This is a genomic window from Rhodococcus sp. IC4_135, assembly GCF_011602025.1.
Classification (GTDB): Bacteria; Actinomycetota; Actinomycetes; order Mycobacteriales; family Mycobacteriaceae; genus Rhodococcus_F; species Rhodococcus_F baikonurensis.
The window spans coordinates 637,144-655,016 of record NZ_JAAOLG010000001.1 but is presented as its reverse complement, the minus strand read 5'-3'; the positions used below and the strand labels follow the sequence as shown (position 1 = coordinate 655,016).

Genomic DNA, 17,873 nt, shown 5'->3' with positions numbered 1-17,873 from the left:
GACAACACCGTTGCGATGAGCAGCACGATGCGGAGCCAAGGCCATGGAACCAGGAAATGAATCGCTACGGCCTCGATCACACTCGCCGCTGCAAATGCCACCGGTATCGACATGGTCCCCCTCGAGTAGCCGAAAGTCGCTGTATCGCTGGAACCTCCGTCAACCCGACCTCTCGCGAGTAACCACAATGTTCGGATCATGAACTTCCTCCAGACATGAGACGTGCTGCGACGCGCACGACCACTTCCCGTTGCGCCGGATCAGGCACCAGATCTGCGATCCCGACCGAGACGCCCACACCTGCAGATTCTCCGTCCGTGGGCACGTCGCCGAGGACTTCGGCCAGCGATTCCTCCAACTCGCACGACAAGTTCGCGATCTCGTATGCGGCCTCGGTAACCTCGCGCCCAGCCAGTGCGGCGAAACGGCGGTACAGATCGACGATTCGCTTCCGGTCACTCTCGTCGGACAGCAATCGCGTAGCCGTGGAGAACAGTTCATGCGGCGCAGTTCCCGAGATCGCCACCAATTCCCACATGTCGCGTTCACGCTCGAAGACATGCCGAACCGAATCCGTCGGGGACGACGCGATCAACTCGTCGAACGCAGACAGCAACTCCACCGGAAGCGGCGAGACCACCCGGCCGGCACCTCGCGCCGAGAGCATTTCCTCGAGGCGCACTCGCTGGTCTGCGAGGACGCGCTGCTTCCGGTCTATCTCCGCGATCAGGGAAGAAAGATCTTCGGCGAAGTCGTCCGGTTCTCGTGCATCGATCGGTTCCGGCTCGATCATTGCGGCAATGGAGCCGAGTGGAATGCCGGCGGCAGAGAGCCAACGAATGCGCATCAGCCTGACCAGATCGGGTAGTTCGTACGTTCGGTATCCATTGGACAGCCGTCTCGGCTCAGCCAGCAGGCCCAGGCGGTGATAGTGCCGAACGGTCCGTGGGGTGGTGCCTGCCGCCCTGGCCACGTCGCTGATTCGCATACGAACAGCATCAACTATGACGCTACGTCATAGTCAATATTCGGCACGCCGGGCCACGGGCCCAAGGTCCTGTTCTAGCGGCCAGGAGTTTCGCGGACGAATTTCGCGGGTATTGATCCCTTGCGGCGGCGATTTCCAGAGCGAGGGGTCAGCCGCGCAAGGTCTGCCCCCGGCTGTCACTCGCCGGGCGGCGGGCCGCCAAAACCAGCGGGGCCGGCGAAACAATCTGTGCCAGGCGATGATTTCGATGCAAACGACACGAATCGACACCATCCTGATTCTGATCGTCGGGACGGCCATCGGGCTGATCGTATGGTTGGCCACCCGGCAACCGATCGCTTCGATCGGGCTCGGCCTGGCTACCGTCGTCATCTGCTGGATCTCGTGCTCGATGATCCACGGCTTCCCTCAACGATCGTCCAAGCACTTGCATCCGAACGACGACCCGGAACGCGATTCTCCGAAGCGGAGATGACTCCGGCCCCCGCACCGAGCAGTGAGTGGTTCACCTGTCGCAGGTGAACCACTCACTCCGGTCAGGTGATCAGACCTCGTCGGGTCGCCACGTCGCGACGGCCCAGATCACAGCGACGTCGAGAGCGATGATCACGATCGACCACAGCGGGTAGTACGGCAACCACAAGAAATTGGCCACGATCGAGAGGGCCGCGATCACGAATGCCATCCCGCGAGCCCAGGTCATCCCCACGAACAACCCCAGGGAGACCGCAATGCCGATGATTCCGAGCACGATGTGGATCCAACCCCACGTCGTGACGTCGAATTCGAAGGTGTAGTTGACTCCGACGACGAGGAGATCGTTGTCTGCGAGAGCCGCGATGCCTTGCAGTAATGCGACTACGCCGGCAACGAAGAGCAGGCATGCGGCCGCCACCGTCGTCCCGATGGCAAAGCCCTGTCGGACAGGATGGTTCGCATGTGATTGGCGCGGAGCAGTCATGGCGTCCCCTTCATCGGCGAAATAGCGTGAGAACAGTATTCAAAGGTTCACACCGACGGACATCACCCAGCAAGGATGAACAGCCGTCCAGCACCGCAATTGAAATTCATGGGAACATACGTTCGATTACGGTGTACTGTTGTGCCCATGACCGCCACGATGCAACCGTCTCTGTTCGACAACGGTGACCTCGGCGTTTCTTTGGCCGAACTCGACGGCACCGTGCAGCGACGCATTCTCACCGCCGGCGCCTGGGTCGACCATCGCCCTGCCTGGTTGACCGGGTCCGCGACCGTGTTCGACAACCTGGAGGCCACGGTCCCGTGGCGCTCCGAACGGCGTCAGATGTACGACCGCGTTGTCGACGTACCTCGGCTGGTGTGCTTCTATGCAGAAAACCAACCGCTGCCGGACGCACTTCTCGCCGAAGCCAAGGATGCGCTGAGCAGGCACTACTTCAACGAACTCGGCGAGCCCTTCGCCACGTCGGGGCTGTGTTTCTATCGTGACGGTTCCGACAGCGTTGCCTGGCACGGGGACGACACGGGACGAAGCCGCACCGAGGACACAATGGTTGCCATCCTGTCTCTCGGTGCCGCTCGCCCGCTCCTTCTGCGCCCCCGCGGGGGTGGCGAATCGATCCGGTTCAATCTCGGTCACGGCGATCTACTCGTGATGGGCGGATCTTGCCAACGAACCTGGGAACACTGCGTCCCCAAGAGTGCGAGAGCCCTCGGGCCGAGAATCAGCGTTCAATTCCGCACTCGCGGAGTCAGATAGCGTCGCGAAGCTCGTCTCGAAGCGCCTTCCGATTGAGCTTGCCGACGGCGGTCTTCGGAACCGATTCGGCGAAAACTACCCGACGCGGTTTCTTGTACGACGCCAGTCGCTCGCCGACGTGCGCCACCAATGAGGCTTGGAGTGAGTCGTTTTCGACGGTCCCGTCCTCGAGGACAACCACCGCCGTGACGGCCTCCACCCACTTGGCGTCTGCGGTGCCCACCACGGCAACCTCACGAACAGCAGGATGCGTCAGGAGTGCGTCCTCGACTTCACGGGGATAGACGTTGTATCCGCCGCTGATGATCATGTCCGACGCTCGGTCCTTCAAGAACAGGAATCCCTCGGCATCGAACTGGCCGATGTCACGTGTGTGGACCCAACCGTCTTCGGTGAAGGTGTCAGCATTCAGTTCCGGTGCATTGAAGTATCCGGCGATCGCAGATGGCGAGCGAATCACGATTTCGCCCGGTTCTCCCTGCGGCACTTCGTTTCCCTCACCGTCGAGCAGCCTGATCTCGACGTCGATGGCCGGCTGACCGCAGGACAGCAGGCGATCTTCCGTGTGATCTTCGGGCCGTAGGACTGCGATACACAGCGGTGCCTCGGTCTGCCCGTAGTACTGCAGAAAACGGTGTTGCCCCCAAGCCTGCATTGCCCGTTCGATGGTGGCCAGCGGCATCGGCGACGCACCGTAGATCACGGATTTCAGACTCGAGATGTCTGCGGTCGCGAAATCAGGGCGTTCGAGAAGCATCTGAATCATCGTCGGCACCAGATTGATTGCGGTGGCACGATGCTCGGTTATCGAGCTCAAGAACGTCGAGGGATCGAATCCAGGAAGAATGACGGTCTTACCGCCGCGGAGCCAGAACGGAAGCACGAAAACACCGCTGGCATGGATCAGCGACGCCGCGTGCAGCATCGTGTCGTCTCGAGTTGCAGGAAGCAGATTGAGCAGTACGTTGCGGCAGATACCGGCGTAACTACGTTGAGTGTGCTGCGCAGCCTTCAGCGTTCCGGTAGTCCCAGAGGTGAACAAAGTCAGGATCACGTCGTCAGGAGCCACCTCGACGTCCGGGGTGTCCGAAGGCATGCTCTGCGCCTGGTCGAGCAAGGAGCTCTGTCCCGCCGCATCCGTTTCCAGACCGATGAATGTCCGATCGGGGAACCGGGCGGACAGTTCCGCGGCCCGGTCTGCGAGGTCACGACCGAAGACGACGTGCGAGCTGTCGGTGTCCTCGAGCATCCGCGCATGCTCGTCGAGCGACAGTCGCGAATTGAGTGGAACCCGGTTGACGCCGGCTTTCACACAGGCAAAATCGACAGGCACGCTGGCTAGAGAGTTGTTGATCAGCAACGCAATCCGCGCGCCGCGCCCGATACCGAGCGCAATGAATGCGTGTGCCAATCGGCTGCTGAGTTCGTCCACTTCCGTGAACGTCATCGATCGATCGCCGAAGACGACGGCCGTTCGCGGGCCGTGCTGTCGCGCGCCACGGACGATCAGGTCTCTGGTTATGGGCATCATGGTTCAGTTTCCTCGTTCGAATTCCGGTTGTTCTCGAATCGGCCGTGCCGGCCGGCGCCCGCGGCGAACGCAGCAGCGCCGCGCACACCTTCAGCGATGACAATGGGATTTCCTGCAACGCCCTCGGCGCGCAGTGCTTCGGCAAGTGGTAGATCAAAAGATCGATAGGCCGACGCGCGATCCGCGAGCATGCAGAGTTGAGGGAAAGCGGTCAGCTGGTGTGCAAGCTCCTTGGCAGCCTGAAGTGATTGCCCCACGGGAACAACACGATTGGCAAGTCCGAAGGACAGCGCCTCCAGAGCGTCGACCGGGCGACCGGTCAAGATCATGTCGAGCGCTCGCCCCTGCCCGACGATTCGCGGCAGACGCACGGTCCCACCGTCGATGAGGGGAACTCCCCAGCGTCGGCAGAAGACTCCGAAAACGGAATCTTCCTCGCAAATTCTCAGATCCGCGAGCAAGGAAAGCTCGAGCCCTCCGGCCACCGCGTATCCGCTGACCGCAGCGATCAACGGTTTGGACAACACCAACCGACTCGGCCCCATCGGCCCGGTGCCGCCACCTTCGGGATGCAACTCGTGCACTCGGGCGGGGTCGGAGACTGCGGTCAAATCCGCACCGGCACAAAATGTGCCGCCCGCACCCCACAGAATCGCGACCTTCTGACTCTCGTCCGACTCGAAATCCAAGAACGCATATCGCAACTGCGCCGCCATCGGTCCGTCCACCGCATTCTTGCGATCGGGGCGATTCATCACGATGACGGTGACGCCGCCGTCACGCTCCACATAGACATCGCCACCTGGTCGATCGGAGTCGGTCACGATAATTCCTCACTGCTCGCGGATATGGTTTCCCGGTACCCACCATGCCACTTGTAACAGAATTTGTCAGGAGTTGTTCAAAAGTTGTTACAAAATGATCGAGGAATGTCCGCAACCCGAGTCGTACTGGACCTCGCGACGGCCAGTCCGGACACCGAGTTCAGCACCGCCGTGCTGACCCGGGCCGGCGAGATCGTCGGCGTCAGCGCCTCGAGCATTCGCGTGGCAGCAGGCCGTCTGTGCCGCGAGGACAAACTGCGTCGTACCGCTCGCGGAACGTACGTCCTCAACCCGGACGGCATCCCCACCTACGGCGAGGTCGAGGGGTGGCGAACACGCACCGATCGCATACGCCCCTGGGACGGCACCTGGATCGCCGTCGAACACTCAGGTCTCAAGCGAAGCGACCGCACTGCCGCTCGCCGGCACGATCAGGCGTTGCGCCTGGCGGGCTACGAGGACTGGAAGCCCACACTCGCAGTCCGACCGAACAATCTCGCCGGCGGCACCGACAGCGCCCGCCGCACTCTCCGCCGACTCGGCACCGCCCCCGAATCTACAGTCATGGAGATCGATCACCTTGCCCCCGAGGATGATTCGACAATTCGCACACTCTGGAACTCGGAAGCACTGTTGGCCGACATCGCCGGGGCCCGTGAAGCACTCACACAGGCGCAAACACGCCTGGCGACAATCAGTCGCGAGGAGGCGGCCCGCGAATCACTTGCTTTGGGCAGCGCGGTGATCTCGGTCATCGTGCGCAATCCACTTCTTCCGGAAGAACTCGAACCGACGCAGCCACTGCGAGACCTGATCTCGCACATGCTCGAGTACCAAGATGCATCTCGTGAACTGTGGCAGTCACTGCTCCAATTCTGATCGACTTCTCCCAGAAGATAATTCAGTACGTGGCGCGGCCACCACTGGCGTCGTACACAGCACCGGTCGAGTAACTCACCGCAGACGACGACAGCCAGGAGATCAGTTCGGCAATTTCGTCCGCCTTCCCCATTCGCGCCATCGGCGTCAAAGACTGCGAACGGGCGAGGATGGCCGGATCGGTGCCGGCATTCATCGGACTTTCCACCGCCGCGGGAGCTATCGCGTTGACCAGCACACCGGTGGTGGCGATCTCTTTTCCGAGCGATTTCGTCAGCGCGACGACGGCCGCCTTGGACGCCGAATACGCACTCTGATTCGGGTTTCCGTCCTTGGCCGCAATGCTCGCAAGGTTTACGACTCGCCCCCACCCCGACGCGACCATCCCCGGCACGAATGCCCGGCACATGAGAAACGTTCCCTCGACGTTGATGCGGAACGTACGCTGCCAGCCCGCAAGATCGACGTCGACGAGTGGCGCCGACGGCCCGACGATTCCCGCACTGTTGATCAAGATGTCGACCCTGCCGATTCGAGCACGAAGCGCGTCGACTGCGATCGGATCACTCACGTCGAGTTGTTCATCCGCCCCCTCGGCAAGGTCGGCAGTAATGATCCGAACGCCATTCTCCGTCAACAGCTTTGCACTGGCGGCACCGATTCCGCTCGCACCACCGGTGATGAGCGCGGTAACACCTTCGGGATAACTCTGCATCGTCTTCACTCCTGAGTTTCTGTGCGATACGCACTCAATTTATGTTGCAAATAGGCATAATTGCCGTCACACTGTGTAGAAATTCTGAATATATGGCGTTTGTCGTCAACGTCAAATACCTGGAGGCCTTGCCGATGGAAACCCGCTGGTTGCACGCGTTTGTCGCGGTTGCGGAAGAACTTCACTTCGGGCGGGCCGCATCACGGCTCCAGATGGCCCAGTCTCCGCTCAGCCAGATGATCCGAAAGCTCGAAAAGGACATCGGCGTCAAGCTGTTCGAGCGAAGCACTCGCAGCGTCGCACTCACATCCGGCGGACACGCATTTCTCCCCCACGCCTATCGCGTCATCGAGAACATGGAGACGGCACGACACGCTACGCGCGCGTCGTCGGGAGGCGTCTACGGACGGGTCACGATCGGTTTCACCGGAGTGCTCAATTATCAGGCACTTCCGCCATTGACCCGCGCGTTGCGTCAGCGCTATCCGGAAGTCGAACTGACACTCCTCGGCCGGATCATGACTCGCGACGCGGTCATTCAACTCGAGAGCGGCGCCCTCGATCTGGCCTTCGTGGGACTGCCGGTGGAATCCGCGTCGCTGTCTACCAGGCTGATTCGACGGGAGGCATTCGGCGCCGTGCTTCCGATCGACCATCCCCTCGCCGAGAGGGACGCGATCGACCTCCGTGAATTGGCCGACGACGGATTCGTGACCACCCCGCTCTCGGCCGGCTCTGCCCTCCAGGAAACCGCGATGCGCGCCTGCATGAACGCAGACTTCAGACCTCGCGTCGTCCAGGAGATCACCGATCCGTACATGATCCTCATGCTCGTTGCCGCGGGCGTCGGCGTAGCGCTGATGACGTCCGGGATGGCTGCGATCACCCCACCTGGCAGTGTGTTCGTCCCGCTCACCGGCGAGCCGACGTTCATGAATCACGGAATTGCCTGGTCACCCCGGCACATGACCGATGCGCTCGCCGTCGCACTGGAGACGTCCGAGGAGATTCTGCCTACGCCCGATATTGAGACCAAAAACGTCATTATCTGAGACTCATTTAGTGTTGGACGCGCCATAGTCCTTCGTGGCACTGTCGTCTCAGCCGCCGAAAGGTGAGGGACGTCACCGATGCGTGGTGCATCACCAAACGTGCCGCCACGGCCGGCCCATCGGGACGAAAGGACTTCACATGGCACCACCGATCACCTCCACCGGTTCCACGCACTCCACCGAAGAACATCCGAATTCGAACGCGCGCCGCGCCGCCGTTTCAGGCTTCCTCGGCAGCACCCTCGAGTACTACGACTTCTTCATCTACGGCTCCGCGGCCGCGCTCGTATTCCCCAAGATCTTCTTTCCTGGCGGCGGCTCGACGGCAACGCTGCTCTCGATCAGCACCCTGGGCGTGGCCTACGTCGCCCGCCCACTCGGCGCAGTGCTGTGGGGACACCTCGGCGATCGGTACGGACGCAAGAACGCGCTTCTCGCCTGCCTGCTCCTCATGGGTGTTGCGACAGTCATCGTCGGTTGCCTGCCGACCTACGACCAGATCGGCATCGCCGCGCCGATCATTCTCGTCTTGCTTCGCCTACTTCAGGGGCTCTCCGCCGGCGGTGAATCACCCGGCTCTTCGGCACTGACACTCGAACACGCACCGGATCACCGTCGCTCGTTCTTCACCTCGTTCACCATGAGCGGGATCATGTTCGGTATCGTCGTCTCCAGCCTGGTCTTCATCCCAGTGGCGAGCCTGCCCGACGAAGACCTCTACTCGTGGGGCTGGCGAGTTCCCTTCTGGCTCAGCATCATCGTGACCGTCGTTGCCCTGTGGCTACGTCGCGCCCTGGATGAGCCCGAGGTGTTCGAAGAACTCAAGGAACAGGATGAGACGGCCGGAATTCCCGTCGTCGAGATGTTCCGCTCGCACTGGCGCACCGTGATCCGTATCAGCATGAGCTCGACCTTCGCGATGATCAACACCATCGTCAACGTCTTCGCCCTGGCGTACGCCGTCGAATCGGGATTCGAACGCTCAACCATGCTGTGGGCAATCGCGACCGCCAATTTTGTTGCCGTACTGACTCAGCCGCTGTTCGGCATTCTCTCGGATCGCTACGGACGTAAGCCCATCTTCGTCGTCGGCGCGATCGGAGCCGGCCTGATGATCTTCGTGTTCTTCCATTCGATCGGAACCCAAAGCGTCCCCATGGTCTTCGCTTCCGGAATCGTCATGATCGGAATCTTCTACGCGATGCCCAACGGCACGTACCCGGCGTACTTCCCCGAGCAGTTCCCCGCGAAGGTCCGGTACACCGGAATGGCCGTCAGCCTCATGCTCGGACTCCTTGTTGCCGGCTTCACACCGGCTATCGCCCAGGCCATTTCGGCCGGAGACAAGAGCAACTGGACACCAGTTGCATGGATGTGCCTGGGCTTCGCCGTCGTCTCCGCCATCGCGGCAATGACCGGACCGGAAACGTACCGCACGCCCACAGCAGAACTGGGCCTACCGAAGCCGAGCCTGCCGAGCAAGCAGGACTCAGAGCTCACCAGCAACAACGCTTGACCGGACCGGCCCCTCGCGCTGAATCTCCGCGAGGGGCCGTCCCCACTTATGCAGGAGAATGTCATGACTACCGAATACACACGTCACCGTATCGGCCTTGTCGGGTCGGGTATCGCCACCTCACTCTCGCCCGCGTTGCACGCACACGAAGCATCAGCACTCGGACTCGACGATTACAGCTACGAACTGATCGATCTCGAGAACCTGAACATCCCGGTCGAGAAAACCGGTGAGGTGGTGCGTGGCGCCGTCGGGGGCGATTTCACCGGACTGAACATCACCCACCCGTGCAAGCAGGTTGTCGTGGACGCGCTCGACGAGCTGTCCGACAACGCGCGGTTGCTCGGTGCCGTCAACACGGTTGTCGTCGACAACGGCCGTTTGATCGGCCACAACACAGACCACAGCGGATTCCTCACCGCACTGCAACGCAGTTTGCCCGACGCCGCCTTGGACCGAGTGGTGCTCGCAGGGGCAGGAGGGGCGGGTTCCGCTGTGGCCTACGCCCTCGCCGCCGCCGGCACCACGGATCTTCGCATCGCAGATATTGATCCCGATCGCGCTGCCGATGTGTGTTCTCGCGTCGCCTCGGCCTTCCCTGCCACGCGCACAACGGCTTTGGTGATCGGTGAGATCGCCGCCAACCTGACTACGTGCGACGGCGTCGTCAATGCGTCTCCGATCGGGATGGTCGGCCATCCCGGAACTCCCTTCGATCCCGCTGCGCTCCATTCGGACTTGTGGGTTGCCGACATCGTCTACCGACCGATGCGCACCGAATTACTCGATGCTGCACTTGCTCTCGGATGCTCGGTCCTCGACGGTGGGCAGATGCTGGTGGCTCAAGCCTCTGACACCTTCACACTCCTGACCGGTATCGAAGCCGATACGGATCGCATGCGCAGCCATCTGAGCGAAATGCTCTCCGAGACGGCACGCGCATGAGCACAACCGAACGTCTACTTTCTCGAGAAGTACCGGGAGCACTGATGAACGTGACTGCACCGTTCGCCGAACCGCTCGACATGGGCACCGTCCGCCTGCGGAACAGGTTCGTGTCCGCTCCGATGGAACGCAACTACTGCGAAGTCGACGGCACCATGACGGACGAGTACATCGCCTACCTCGCCCGCCGCGCCGAAGGTGGTGCGGCACTGATCTTCACCGAAGCGAGCTACGTGCGCGCCGACGGCAAGGGTCGCATCCGGCAGATGGGTGTCGACGTCGACGAACGGATTCCCGGCATCAAGAAGATGGTCGAGGCGATCCACGCACACGGCGCCCTTGTCGGAGTCGAACTCAACCACGGTGGACGCACGGCGCAGGGGTCGGTCAGCGGATTTGTTCCCGTTGCGCCGACACCGATTCCGTGCATGGTCGTCGGCGGCGAGATGCCCGAACAACTCGACGGCGACGACATCGAACACATCATCGAGTGTTTCGGTGAAGCCGCGGCGCGCTGCCAGAAGGCCGGCGTAGACGTCATCTCCCTACACGGCGGCCACGGGTACTTGATCCACCAGTTCCTCTCCCCTGCTTACAATCACCGAGACGATGAATGGGCGGAGCCAACCCTCTTCGTCAACAGAGTCATCGCTGCGGTACACGAGCATGCTCCGGGAATTACTCTGGGACTTCGGTTCTCAGCTTTCGAAGGTGTCGACGGCGGACTCGACGCCGAGACAACCCGCGCCCGCATCGACGCCATCGACACCGACCGACTCGATTTTCTCGACGTCTCGGCAGGCAACTACGAAGCGGGACAATGGATCATACAGCCCGGTGAATGGTCGCGCGGTCTCCTCGCGCCGTACTCCGAGCAGTACCAGCGCGATTTCGACATCCCGGTGGGTGTGGCCGGACGCATCACGTCGCCGGAGACCGCCGCGCGGATCATCGAATCCGGGCAAGCCAACTTCGTCAGCATGGCTCGTACGTTGCACGCTGATCCGGACTTCCCGAATCGCGCCATCGACGGTGGGCGGTACCGCCCCTGCATCGCCTGCAACTACTGCATCGACAGCCTGGCCGCCGGCCCCATTCCCTGCTCCGTCAACCCGTGGGTCGGACGTGAACTGGATCAGCCCACACAGCCGGCTGATGCCACCGTGCGGGTCGCCGTCATCGGTGCCGGTCCGTCCGGAATGGCCGCTGCCCGCGACCTCGCACTTGCCGGTCATCGCGTCGACCTGTACGACGAACGCCCCAGCCTCGGTGGCGATTTCGCTCTGGCATCGACGCTGCACGAGTATCCCGAATACGGGCGGATAGTGGACTGGTACCTCGCGGAACTGGCCGAACTCGGGGTGCAGTGCCACACCTCGACCAGAGCAGATGCCGCTTTGCTCTCTGGTGGCGATTTCGACGCGATAGTTCTTGCCGCCGGCGGCGTCGGCCCCGTGGTCGATCTCCCCGGAGCAGCAACCCGTACCGTTCGCGACGTCCGCGAATTCCTCGTCTCCGGCGATCCTGCCCCCGAAGCAATCACCATCTTCGGCGCCGACCGCGAGGCTGCCGCCGTCGCAGACGATCTGCTCCAGAAGGGCACACAGGTCGTCATGATCGGCCCGCAGGAAACCATCGCACACGACGTCGGCCGACGCGGCAAGATCGTGCTGCTGCCGCGCCTGGCCGCAAGTGAAAACCTCACGATCTACCTGAGCTCGATCGTCACGAAGGTCGACGCCGAGTCGGTCACGATCTCGACGGGCGGTGTACTGAGCGAAGTCGACGCCCCCGGCGAACTGCTGATCTCGCAAGGCGTCGAGCCGCGCTCGGAGCTTCTGACCGAACTCCGTTCACTGGCACCACGACTCGGCGTCCATACCGTCGGCGACGCGAGCGGTGACGGCGGGTCCATCCATGCCGCACTCGTGACCGCAGCCGACGTTGCCGTCGTTATCACCGCCGCTGCTGCGGCCCGTCAGGAGGTTCACGCATGAGCGCACAGAAAGCCGCACCGGTGGCAACTGCGTTGCCACCCATCGGACTCGGAACCTGGCCACTGGTCGGTGCCGACGCCACGAACTCGGTGCTCTCCGGAATCGAGGCCGGGTACCGCCTCATCGACACCGCCGCGATCTACGGCAACGAGGACGCCGTCGGCGTAGCGCTGACGACATCGGGTCTACCGCGAGAAGAACTCTTCGTCACCACCAAACTTCGTGGAAACGACCAGGTTTCCGGTGACATCCGCGGAGCGCTCGAGCAGAGCTTGGAACGACTGGGACTGGATCAACTCGATCTGTTCCTGATCCACTGGCCGCTCCCGCGGATCGATCGTTACGTCTCGTCATTCGAGGCGATGCTGGCCTGCCGCGACGCCGGGCTGGTTCGGTACGTTGGAGTGTCGAACTTCCTCGAGCACCACCTGCGCCGCGTCGTCGCTGAAACCGGCGAGGCACCGGCAGTCAACCAGATTCAGATGGACCCGTCGCTCGCTCGAATCCCGGTTCGCCGCGCAAACGACGAACTTGGCATCTTCACTCAGTCATGGAGTCCGCTCGGCCGGGGTGACGTGCTCGGCAATGCCGTTGTAAGCCAGATCGCCGATCGAGTGGGTTGCACCCCTGCGCAGGTGGTTCTTGCTTGGCATGTCGCGCAGGGCGTGGTTCCGGTCGCGCGGTCCGCGAATCCGACGCGCCAGGCCGAGAACCTGGCAGCACTCGACGTGACCCTCACCGGCGAGGACATCGAAGCACTGAACAGTCTCGACCGCGGCGAGTCTGCGGCACGGGACGTCGAGGCAGAGGAACATTTCTGATGACGCTGAAAGTCGGAATCGTCGGCTGCGGCAAGATCGCCGGCAACCATGCCCGCGCCCTGCAACAAGTACCCGGTGTCGAGGTAATCGGCTGCTGCGACCCCGATCTCGGACGCGCCCAGGAATTCGCGGCACTCCACGGCATTCCCGCAGCCGTGAGTTCCGTGGAACAACTTCTGGCCCTCGGACTCGACGCCTGTACCGTCTGCACGCCCCATCCGGTACACGAAGAGGTGGTCGTTGCGGCTGCCGAGGCTGGTGTACATGTGTTGTGCGAGAAACCCATCGCAGTCGATGTTGCTGCCGCCGACCGCATGATCGAGGCCGCCGACCGCGCCGGGATCACGTTCGGGGTGCTCTTCCAACGCCGATTCTGGCCGGCAGCGCGTCGGATCCGGGACGCCATCGACGACGGCCGGATCGGACTGCCCACGCTCGGCGAGGCGTCGGTCATCCTGCACCGCCCGTCGAGTTACTACTCGGCCGACGCGTGGCGCGGACGCTGGGATACCGATGGAGGCGGCGTGCTCATGACGCAGGCGGTACACCAGATCGACATGCTGGCCTGGTTCATGGGCGAGGCCGTCGCGGTCAGCGGCTTCATCCGCACCCATACACACGGTGAGCACATCGAGACCGAGGACAGCGCGTCAGCTGTGATCTCCTTTGCCTCAGGCGGCACCGCCACCGTCACCGCGACTACCGGTGCCAATCACAACCTGGGCAACCGTGTGACAGTGATCGGGCGCACCGGTGCCATGGCCAGCGTCCTCGAGTTTCCCGAAGGGCACGAGGGTGTCAACGAAATCTGGACCGTGCCGGGCGAAGTGGAGTTCCAGTCGCCGTACTCCGCCGACGTCGACGCCAATCTCGATGTGGGAGCCGTCAATGCGGCACTGACCGACTTCCATACCCTGCAGGTACAGGACTTCGCCGATGCCGTCCTGACCGGGCGCGAACCCGCCGTCACAGGCCGGGACGCCCGCGCGTCACTTGCCATCATCGCCGCAATCTACGAATCGTCACGAACCGGGAAGGTTGTCGATCTGACATCGACACCGACCCTCGCAACAACTGCCAAGGAGCAGAAATGAGTAGCAGTACCCCCCTCACCTACGACGTGGTTGTCGTGGGCTCCGGCGCAGGCGGGCTTTCCACAGCAATTGCCGCAGCACATGGCGGCGCGTCGGTACTCGTTGTCGAGAAGGCCGACACCTGCGGCGGTGCAACGGCATGGTCTGGTGGGTGGATGTGGACCCCGCGCAACATGTTTGCCATCGCCGACGGTGTTGTCGAGGACCGTTCGGCGCCGCGGACATATCTGGAGAACCGACTCGGCGACAATTTCGACGCCGCCAAGGTCGATGCACTTCTCGACGGCGCCCCCGAGATGGTCGAGTTCTTCGAACGCAAGACCGCGCTGAAGTTTGTTCCCGGAGCCAAGATCGCCGACATTCACGGCGACACACCGGGAGCCGGCACGGGCCACCGTTCCGTCGGACCGACACCGGTGAGCTTGCGAAAGCTCGGCGCCGATGTCGCGGCGCTGCTTCGTCGACAACTGTACGAGACGTCGTTCCTCGGCATGGGGATCATGGCCGGCCCTGATCTGCAGGCTTTCCTGCACTCGACACGCTCGCCGAAAGCATTTGTGCACTGCGGTGTTCGAGTCACCAAGCACATGTTCGACCTCGCCACCAAGCGCCGTGGTCAGCAACTCGTCAACGGCACCGCGTTGGTCGGCATGATGCTGCGCTCGGCACTCGATCTGGGGGTTGATATTCGGGTGAAGACGTCGGCAACGTCGCTCCAGACCGATGACGACGGCCGCGTTGTCGGCGTCCGCCTGGAAGGCCCGGACGGTGCCTACTCGGTAAGTGCCCGACGCGGTGTCGTACTGGCCACCGGTGGCTTTGCGCAGGACATCGACCGACGACGCGAATTGTTCCCCCGGACCCCCACCGGAAACGAGCATTGGTCGCTCACCCCGAAGACAACCACCGGTGACGGCATCACCCTCGGTGAATCCGTGGGTGGCCGCCTGGACCGCACACTCGCATCCCCTGTCGCGTACTGCCCCGTCTCGATCGTTCGCTACCGCAACGGCAAGGAAGGGGTATTTCCGCACATCCTCGACCGCGGAAAGCCCGGTGTCATCGGAGTTCTCGCGAACGGTAAGCGTTTTGTCAACGAGGCACTCGGGTACCACGACTACACACTCGCGATGGTCGAGCAGGTTCCCGAGGGAGTAGAAGTGTGTTCGTGGTTGATCGCCGATCAACAGTATGTGCGATACCTCCCGCTGGGCATGGCCAAGCCCCTGCCGATCCCGATCCAGCCGTACCTGCGCTCCGGATACCTCACGCGTGGGCGCACTCTTCGGGACTTGGCCGAGAAGATCGGCGTCGACCCCGTGCAGTTGGAGAAAACCGTCGCAGCCTTCAACATCGGGGCTGTGGCCGGTGACGACCCCGAGTTCGGTCGCGGTACAACACCATTCAACCGAGGGTCCGGAGATGCAGCCAACCCCTGGCCGAACCCGTCGCTCGCACCCTTGCAGAAAGGTCCGTACTACGCGGTGAAAGTGGTGCCAGGGAGTTTCGGCACCTTCGCCGGCCTGGTGACGGACTCGTCGTCGCATGTGCTCGACGACAACGACCGCCCCATCGAGGGATTGCTCGCCGTCGGCGTCGATCAGGCGAGCGTGATGGGCGGGCATTACCCGTCGGGCGGCATCAACCTCGGCCCGGCTATGACGTTCGGTTATCTGGCAGGTCGGGAACTGGCCGCCGCCACGACAGTTGGAGCGCACGCATGACACCCTCACTGGGGCTTGCCGCCCTCACGGTGCTGGACACGGCTCCGATGCAACACGTCGACCTGGCCGAAAAACACGGCTTCGACACCATCGGCATTCGTCTGATGCCCGCGGCACCAGGCACGACGGCCTATCCTCTGCACGAGGACAAGCAGGGGTTGAACGAACTGGTTCGTCGACTGGACGATTCACCGGTCGAGGTATTCGACCTCGAAATCATCCGTCTTGCAGCCGACTTCGACCCCGCCGACTACGTTCCGCTGCTCGAAGCCGGAGCACAGCTCGGAGCCAAAGCCGTTCTGGTTGGCGGTGACGACCGCGACCGCGACCGGCTCACGGACTCCTATGCCCGCCTCGCGGAACTGTGCGCGAACTACGGCATCGTCGCTTCCCTCGAGTTCATGCCGTGGACCGCGGTACCCGATGCGCGTGCAGCCATCGAGATCGTCTCGGCGGCAGACGGTCCGGCTCGGAGCGTTCTCGTCGACGCACTCCACACCGACCGCTCGGCGACCACGCTGGAGGATCTTGCGTCCATCCCGCGCGAGTGGCTGCACTACGCCCAGATGTGTGACGGTTCGATCCCTGCTCCCACGGAGGACGCAGAGCTTATCCGTCAGGCCCGCGAGGAGCGTCTGGTGCCCGGCACCGGCGGCATCGCCCTGGCCGACATCTGGTCGAGTTTGCCTGCCGGGTTGCCGGTCAGCATCGAATTGCCCAACGAGCCACTTCGTCAGGCCGTCGGCACGGACGCCTGGCTGGAGCGCCTGGTCGAGGCCACGCGAGAAGTATTGGCCTAGCGGCCCTGTGCGCGATTAGCGAGTCCAGGCACTCCCTAAACGCGCACGGGGGCGTCAGCCCCTCCGAGCCGCAACGGCCTGCGCCAAACGGTCCAATTGTGCTGCCGTGGTGGACCAGTCGATGCATGCGTCGGTGATCGACTGACCGTAGGTGAGCTCGTCCGCCTTGCCCAAGGTCAGGTCCTGACGGCCGGCCTCGATGAAACTCTCCAACATGACGCCGGCGATTCCCTGCTCACCCTCGGTCAGACGTCGGGCGATGTCGTCCAGCACGATGACCTGACGCTCGTGATCCTTGCTGCTGTTGCCGTGGCTCGCGTCGATGACCACGCGCTCGGGCAGGTTCGACTTACGCAGGCGGGCAAGGGTGTCCGCGACGGTCTCGGCGTCGTAGTTCGGTCCGTCGCTGCCGCCACGAAGAATGACATGGCAGTCGGGGTTGCCCGCGGTACGAATCAAGGCAGCCTGGCCGTCGAGATCCGTTCCGGGGAACACGTGGCTCGCTGCCGCCGCGCGGGTACCGTCGACGGCTACCTGCACATCACCTTCGGTGGAATTCTTGATGCCGACGGGCATGGACAGCGCGCTGCACAGCTGACGGTGAACCTGACTGGCGGCGGTCCGTGCGCCGATCGCACCGTAACTGACCAGATCGGCGATGTACTGAGGCATTATCGGGTCGAGGAACTCGCAGCCGACCGGCAGGCCCAGACTCGACACGTCGAGCAGCAACTTGCGGCCGATTCCGAGCCCGGTGTTGATGTCGAACGTGCCGTCGAGGTGGGGGTCGTTGAGTAGGCCCTTCCACCCGAGAGTGGTGCGCGGCTTCTCGAAGTAGACGCGCATGACGATGTGCAGATCGTCCCGCAACTCCTCTGCCTTGGCAGCCAACCGGCGGGCGTAGTCCATCGCCGCTTCCGGATCGTGCACGGAGCACGGACCGACGACGACGATCAAACGGTCGTCGTCACCGTTGAGGATGTTGATGGTGTCAGCACGCCCGGTGCGCACGGTTGCGGCCGCGACCTCGTCCGGAGCGTGCTGGGCCCGAACAGTCGCCGGTGACACGAGCGGACTGATACTCACAGTCCGCTGATCGTCGAGGCTGTCCGAAGCTGCGGTGGTGTCGATGGTGACAGTCATGGGGTTTTCGGTTTCCTGTTCTCAGGCCGACCCCAGAGATGAAGAGAAACTCCAGCGAGCCGGTCTGTAGTCCGGCTCTTGGGTGGAGGTTGTCAGCGCGTGG

The 17,873-nt window shown here is 62.9% G+C and carries 17 protein-coding genes; 11 read left to right on the top strand and 6 right to left on the bottom strand.

What is annotated here, in order from left to right; genetic code table 11:
- Positions 1-196 precede the first annotated feature (196 nt).
- Positions 197-988, bottom strand: coding sequence for a MerR family transcriptional regulator (locus tag G8767_RS03195; protein WP_166809314.1), 792 nt, complete (start codon positions 986-988; stop codon positions 197-199).
- Positions 989-1,235: 247 nt separating this feature from the next.
- Between G8767_RS03195 and G8767_RS03190 the strand changes: the two genes are divergently transcribed.
- Entirely contained in the window at positions 1,236-1,463 is a 228-nt protein-coding gene (locus tag G8767_RS03190) for a hypothetical protein (protein WP_240951823.1), read from the top strand.
- A gap of 69 nt (positions 1,464-1,532) precedes the next feature.
- Here the strand turns inward: G8767_RS03190 and G8767_RS03185 are convergent, their stop codons facing one another.
- Complete coding sequence (locus G8767_RS03185) at positions 1,533-1,949, bottom strand: hypothetical protein (protein ID WP_095968791.1); 417 nt, start codon at positions 1,947-1,949, stop codon at positions 1,533-1,535.
- A 147-nt stretch (positions 1,950-2,096) separates the two neighbouring features.
- Between G8767_RS03185 and G8767_RS03180 the strand changes: the two genes are divergently transcribed.
- Positions 2,097-2,729: an alpha-ketoglutarate-dependent dioxygenase AlkB gene (locus tag G8767_RS03180; protein WP_166809313.1), complete on the top strand. Its 633-nt coding sequence runs from the start codon at positions 2,097-2,099 to the stop codon at positions 2,727-2,729.
- On the opposite strand, the gene G8767_RS03175 is transcribed toward G8767_RS03180, so the two are convergent.
- Together G8767_RS03175 and G8767_RS03170 are read right to left on the bottom strand one after the other, a co-directional pair.
- The gene (locus G8767_RS03175; RefSeq protein WP_166809312.1) at positions 2,722-4,260 is read right to left on the bottom strand and encodes an AMP-binding protein; all 1,539 of its coding nucleotides are present in this window, start codon (positions 4,258-4,260) and stop codon (positions 2,722-2,724) included. The genes G8767_RS03180 and G8767_RS03175 overlap by 8 nt on opposite strands.
- The gene (locus tag G8767_RS03170) at positions 4,257-5,084 is read right to left on the bottom strand and encodes a crotonase/enoyl-CoA hydratase family protein (protein ID WP_166809311.1); all 828 of its coding nucleotides are present in this window, start codon (positions 5,082-5,084) and stop codon (positions 4,257-4,259) included. Before G8767_RS03170 ends, G8767_RS03175 begins: the two co-directional genes overlap by 4 nt.
- Positions 5,085-5,189: 105 nt before the next feature.
- Here G8767_RS03170 and G8767_RS03165 point away from each other — a divergent pair, with 105 nt between their 5' ends.
- Positions 5,190-5,963: a hypothetical protein gene (locus G8767_RS03165; protein WP_166809310.1), complete on the top strand. Its 774-nt coding sequence runs from the start codon at positions 5,190-5,192 to the stop codon at positions 5,961-5,963.
- A 22-nt stretch (positions 5,964-5,985) separates the two neighbouring features.
- On the opposite strand, the gene G8767_RS03160 is transcribed toward G8767_RS03165, so the two are convergent.
- Entirely contained in the window at positions 5,986-6,678 is a 693-nt protein-coding gene (locus G8767_RS03160; RefSeq protein ID WP_166809309.1) for an SDR family NAD(P)-dependent oxidoreductase, read from the bottom strand.
- A 134-nt stretch (positions 6,679-6,812) separates the two neighbouring features.
- Between G8767_RS03160 and G8767_RS03155 the strand changes: the two genes are divergently transcribed.
- From G8767_RS03155 to G8767_RS03120, 8 genes are all read left to right on the top strand, one after another.
- A complete protein-coding gene (locus tag G8767_RS03155) occupies positions 6,813-7,730 on the top strand; it encodes a LysR family transcriptional regulator (protein WP_054831264.1) in 918 nt (305 codons plus the stop codon).
- A 139-nt stretch (positions 7,731-7,869) separates the two neighbouring features.
- Positions 7,870-9,246, top strand: a complete 1,377-nt coding sequence (locus tag G8767_RS03150; RefSeq protein ID WP_166809308.1) for an MFS transporter — start codon at positions 7,870-7,872, stop codon at positions 9,244-9,246.
- A gap of 63 nt (positions 9,247-9,309) precedes the next feature.
- Positions 9,310-10,191 carry a shikimate dehydrogenase gene (locus G8767_RS03145; protein ID WP_124567606.1) on the top strand — a complete coding sequence of 294 codons (882 nt, stop codon included), beginning with the start codon at positions 9,310-9,312 and terminating at the stop codon, positions 10,189-10,191.
- Between the two features lie 44 nt (positions 10,192-10,235).
- Complete coding sequence (locus tag G8767_RS03140) at positions 10,236-12,188, top strand: NADH:flavin oxidoreductase (protein WP_206028926.1); 1,953 nt, start codon at positions 10,236-10,238, stop codon at positions 12,186-12,188.
- Positions 12,185-13,009: an aldo/keto reductase gene (locus G8767_RS03135; protein WP_166809307.1), complete on the top strand. Its 825-nt coding sequence runs from the start codon at positions 12,185-12,187 to the stop codon at positions 13,007-13,009. Before G8767_RS03140 ends, G8767_RS03135 begins: the two co-directional genes overlap by 4 nt.
- Positions 13,009-14,103, top strand: coding sequence for a Gfo/Idh/MocA family oxidoreductase (locus G8767_RS03130; RefSeq protein ID WP_166809306.1), 1,095 nt, complete (start codon positions 13,009-13,011; stop codon positions 14,101-14,103). Before G8767_RS03135 ends, G8767_RS03130 begins: the two co-directional genes overlap by 1 nt.
- The gene (locus tag G8767_RS03125) at positions 14,100-15,827 is read left to right on the top strand and encodes an FAD-dependent oxidoreductase (protein ID WP_166809305.1); all 1,728 of its coding nucleotides are present in this window, start codon (positions 14,100-14,102) and stop codon (positions 15,825-15,827) included. Before G8767_RS03130 ends, G8767_RS03125 begins: the two co-directional genes overlap by 4 nt.
- Complete coding sequence (locus G8767_RS03120; protein WP_124567611.1) at positions 15,824-16,627, top strand: TIM barrel protein; 804 nt, start codon at positions 15,824-15,826, stop codon at positions 16,625-16,627. Before G8767_RS03125 ends, G8767_RS03120 begins: the two co-directional genes overlap by 4 nt.
- A 54-nt stretch (positions 16,628-16,681) precedes the next feature.
- On the opposite strand, the gene G8767_RS03115 is transcribed toward G8767_RS03120, so the two are convergent.
- Positions 16,682-17,770, bottom strand: coding sequence for a 3-deoxy-7-phosphoheptulonate synthase (locus G8767_RS03115; RefSeq protein ID WP_003940571.1), 1,089 nt, complete (start codon positions 17,768-17,770; stop codon positions 16,682-16,684).
- Positions 17,771-17,873 lie beyond the last annotated feature (103 nt).

Coding starts and splice junctions, on each gene's coding strand:
- G8767_RS03165 (WP_166809310.1), top strand. CDS start 5,190: ATGTCCGCAACCCGAGTCGTACTGGACCTCGCGACGGCCAGTCCGGAC.
- G8767_RS03120 (WP_124567611.1), top strand. CDS start 15,824: ATGACACCCTCACTGGGGCTTGCCGCCCTCACGGTGCTGGACACGGCT.
- G8767_RS03155 (WP_054831264.1), top strand. CDS start 6,813: ATGGAAACCCGCTGGTTGCACGCGTTTGTCGCGGTTGCGGAAGAACTT.
- G8767_RS03140 (WP_206028926.1), top strand. CDS start 10,236: ATGAACGTGACTGCACCGTTCGCCGAACCGCTCGACATGGGCACCGTC.
- G8767_RS03195 (WP_166809314.1), bottom strand. CDS start 988: ATGCGAATCAGCGACGTGGCCAGGGCGGCAGGCACCACCCCACGGACC.
- G8767_RS03115 (WP_003940571.1), bottom strand. CDS start 17,770: ATGACTGTCACCATCGACACCACCGCAGCTTCGGACAGCCTCGACGAT.
- G8767_RS03185 (WP_095968791.1), bottom strand. CDS start 1,949: ATGACTGCTCCGCGCCAATCACATGCGAACCATCCTGTCCGACAGGGC.
- G8767_RS03160 (WP_166809309.1), bottom strand. CDS start 6,678: ATGCAGAGTTATCCCGAAGGTGTTACCGCGCTCATCACCGGTGGTGCG.
- G8767_RS03190 (WP_240951823.1), top strand. CDS start 1,236: ATGCAAACGACACGAATCGACACCATCCTGATTCTGATCGTCGGGACG.
- G8767_RS03145 (WP_124567606.1), top strand. CDS start 9,310: ATGACTACCGAATACACACGTCACCGTATCGGCCTTGTCGGGTCGGGT.
- G8767_RS03175 (WP_166809312.1), bottom strand. CDS start 4,260: ATGATGCCCATAACCAGAGACCTGATCGTCCGTGGCGCGCGACAGCAC.
- G8767_RS03130 (WP_166809306.1), top strand. CDS start 13,009: ATGACGCTGAAAGTCGGAATCGTCGGCTGCGGCAAGATCGCCGGCAAC.
- G8767_RS03135 (WP_166809307.1), top strand. CDS start 12,185: ATGAGCGCACAGAAAGCCGCACCGGTGGCAACTGCGTTGCCACCCATC.
- G8767_RS03125 (WP_166809305.1), top strand. CDS start 14,100: ATGAGTAGCAGTACCCCCCTCACCTACGACGTGGTTGTCGTGGGCTCC.
- G8767_RS03150 (WP_166809308.1), top strand. CDS start 7,870: ATGGCACCACCGATCACCTCCACCGGTTCCACGCACTCCACCGAAGAA.
- G8767_RS03180 (WP_166809313.1), top strand. CDS start 2,097: ATGACCGCCACGATGCAACCGTCTCTGTTCGACAACGGTGACCTCGGC.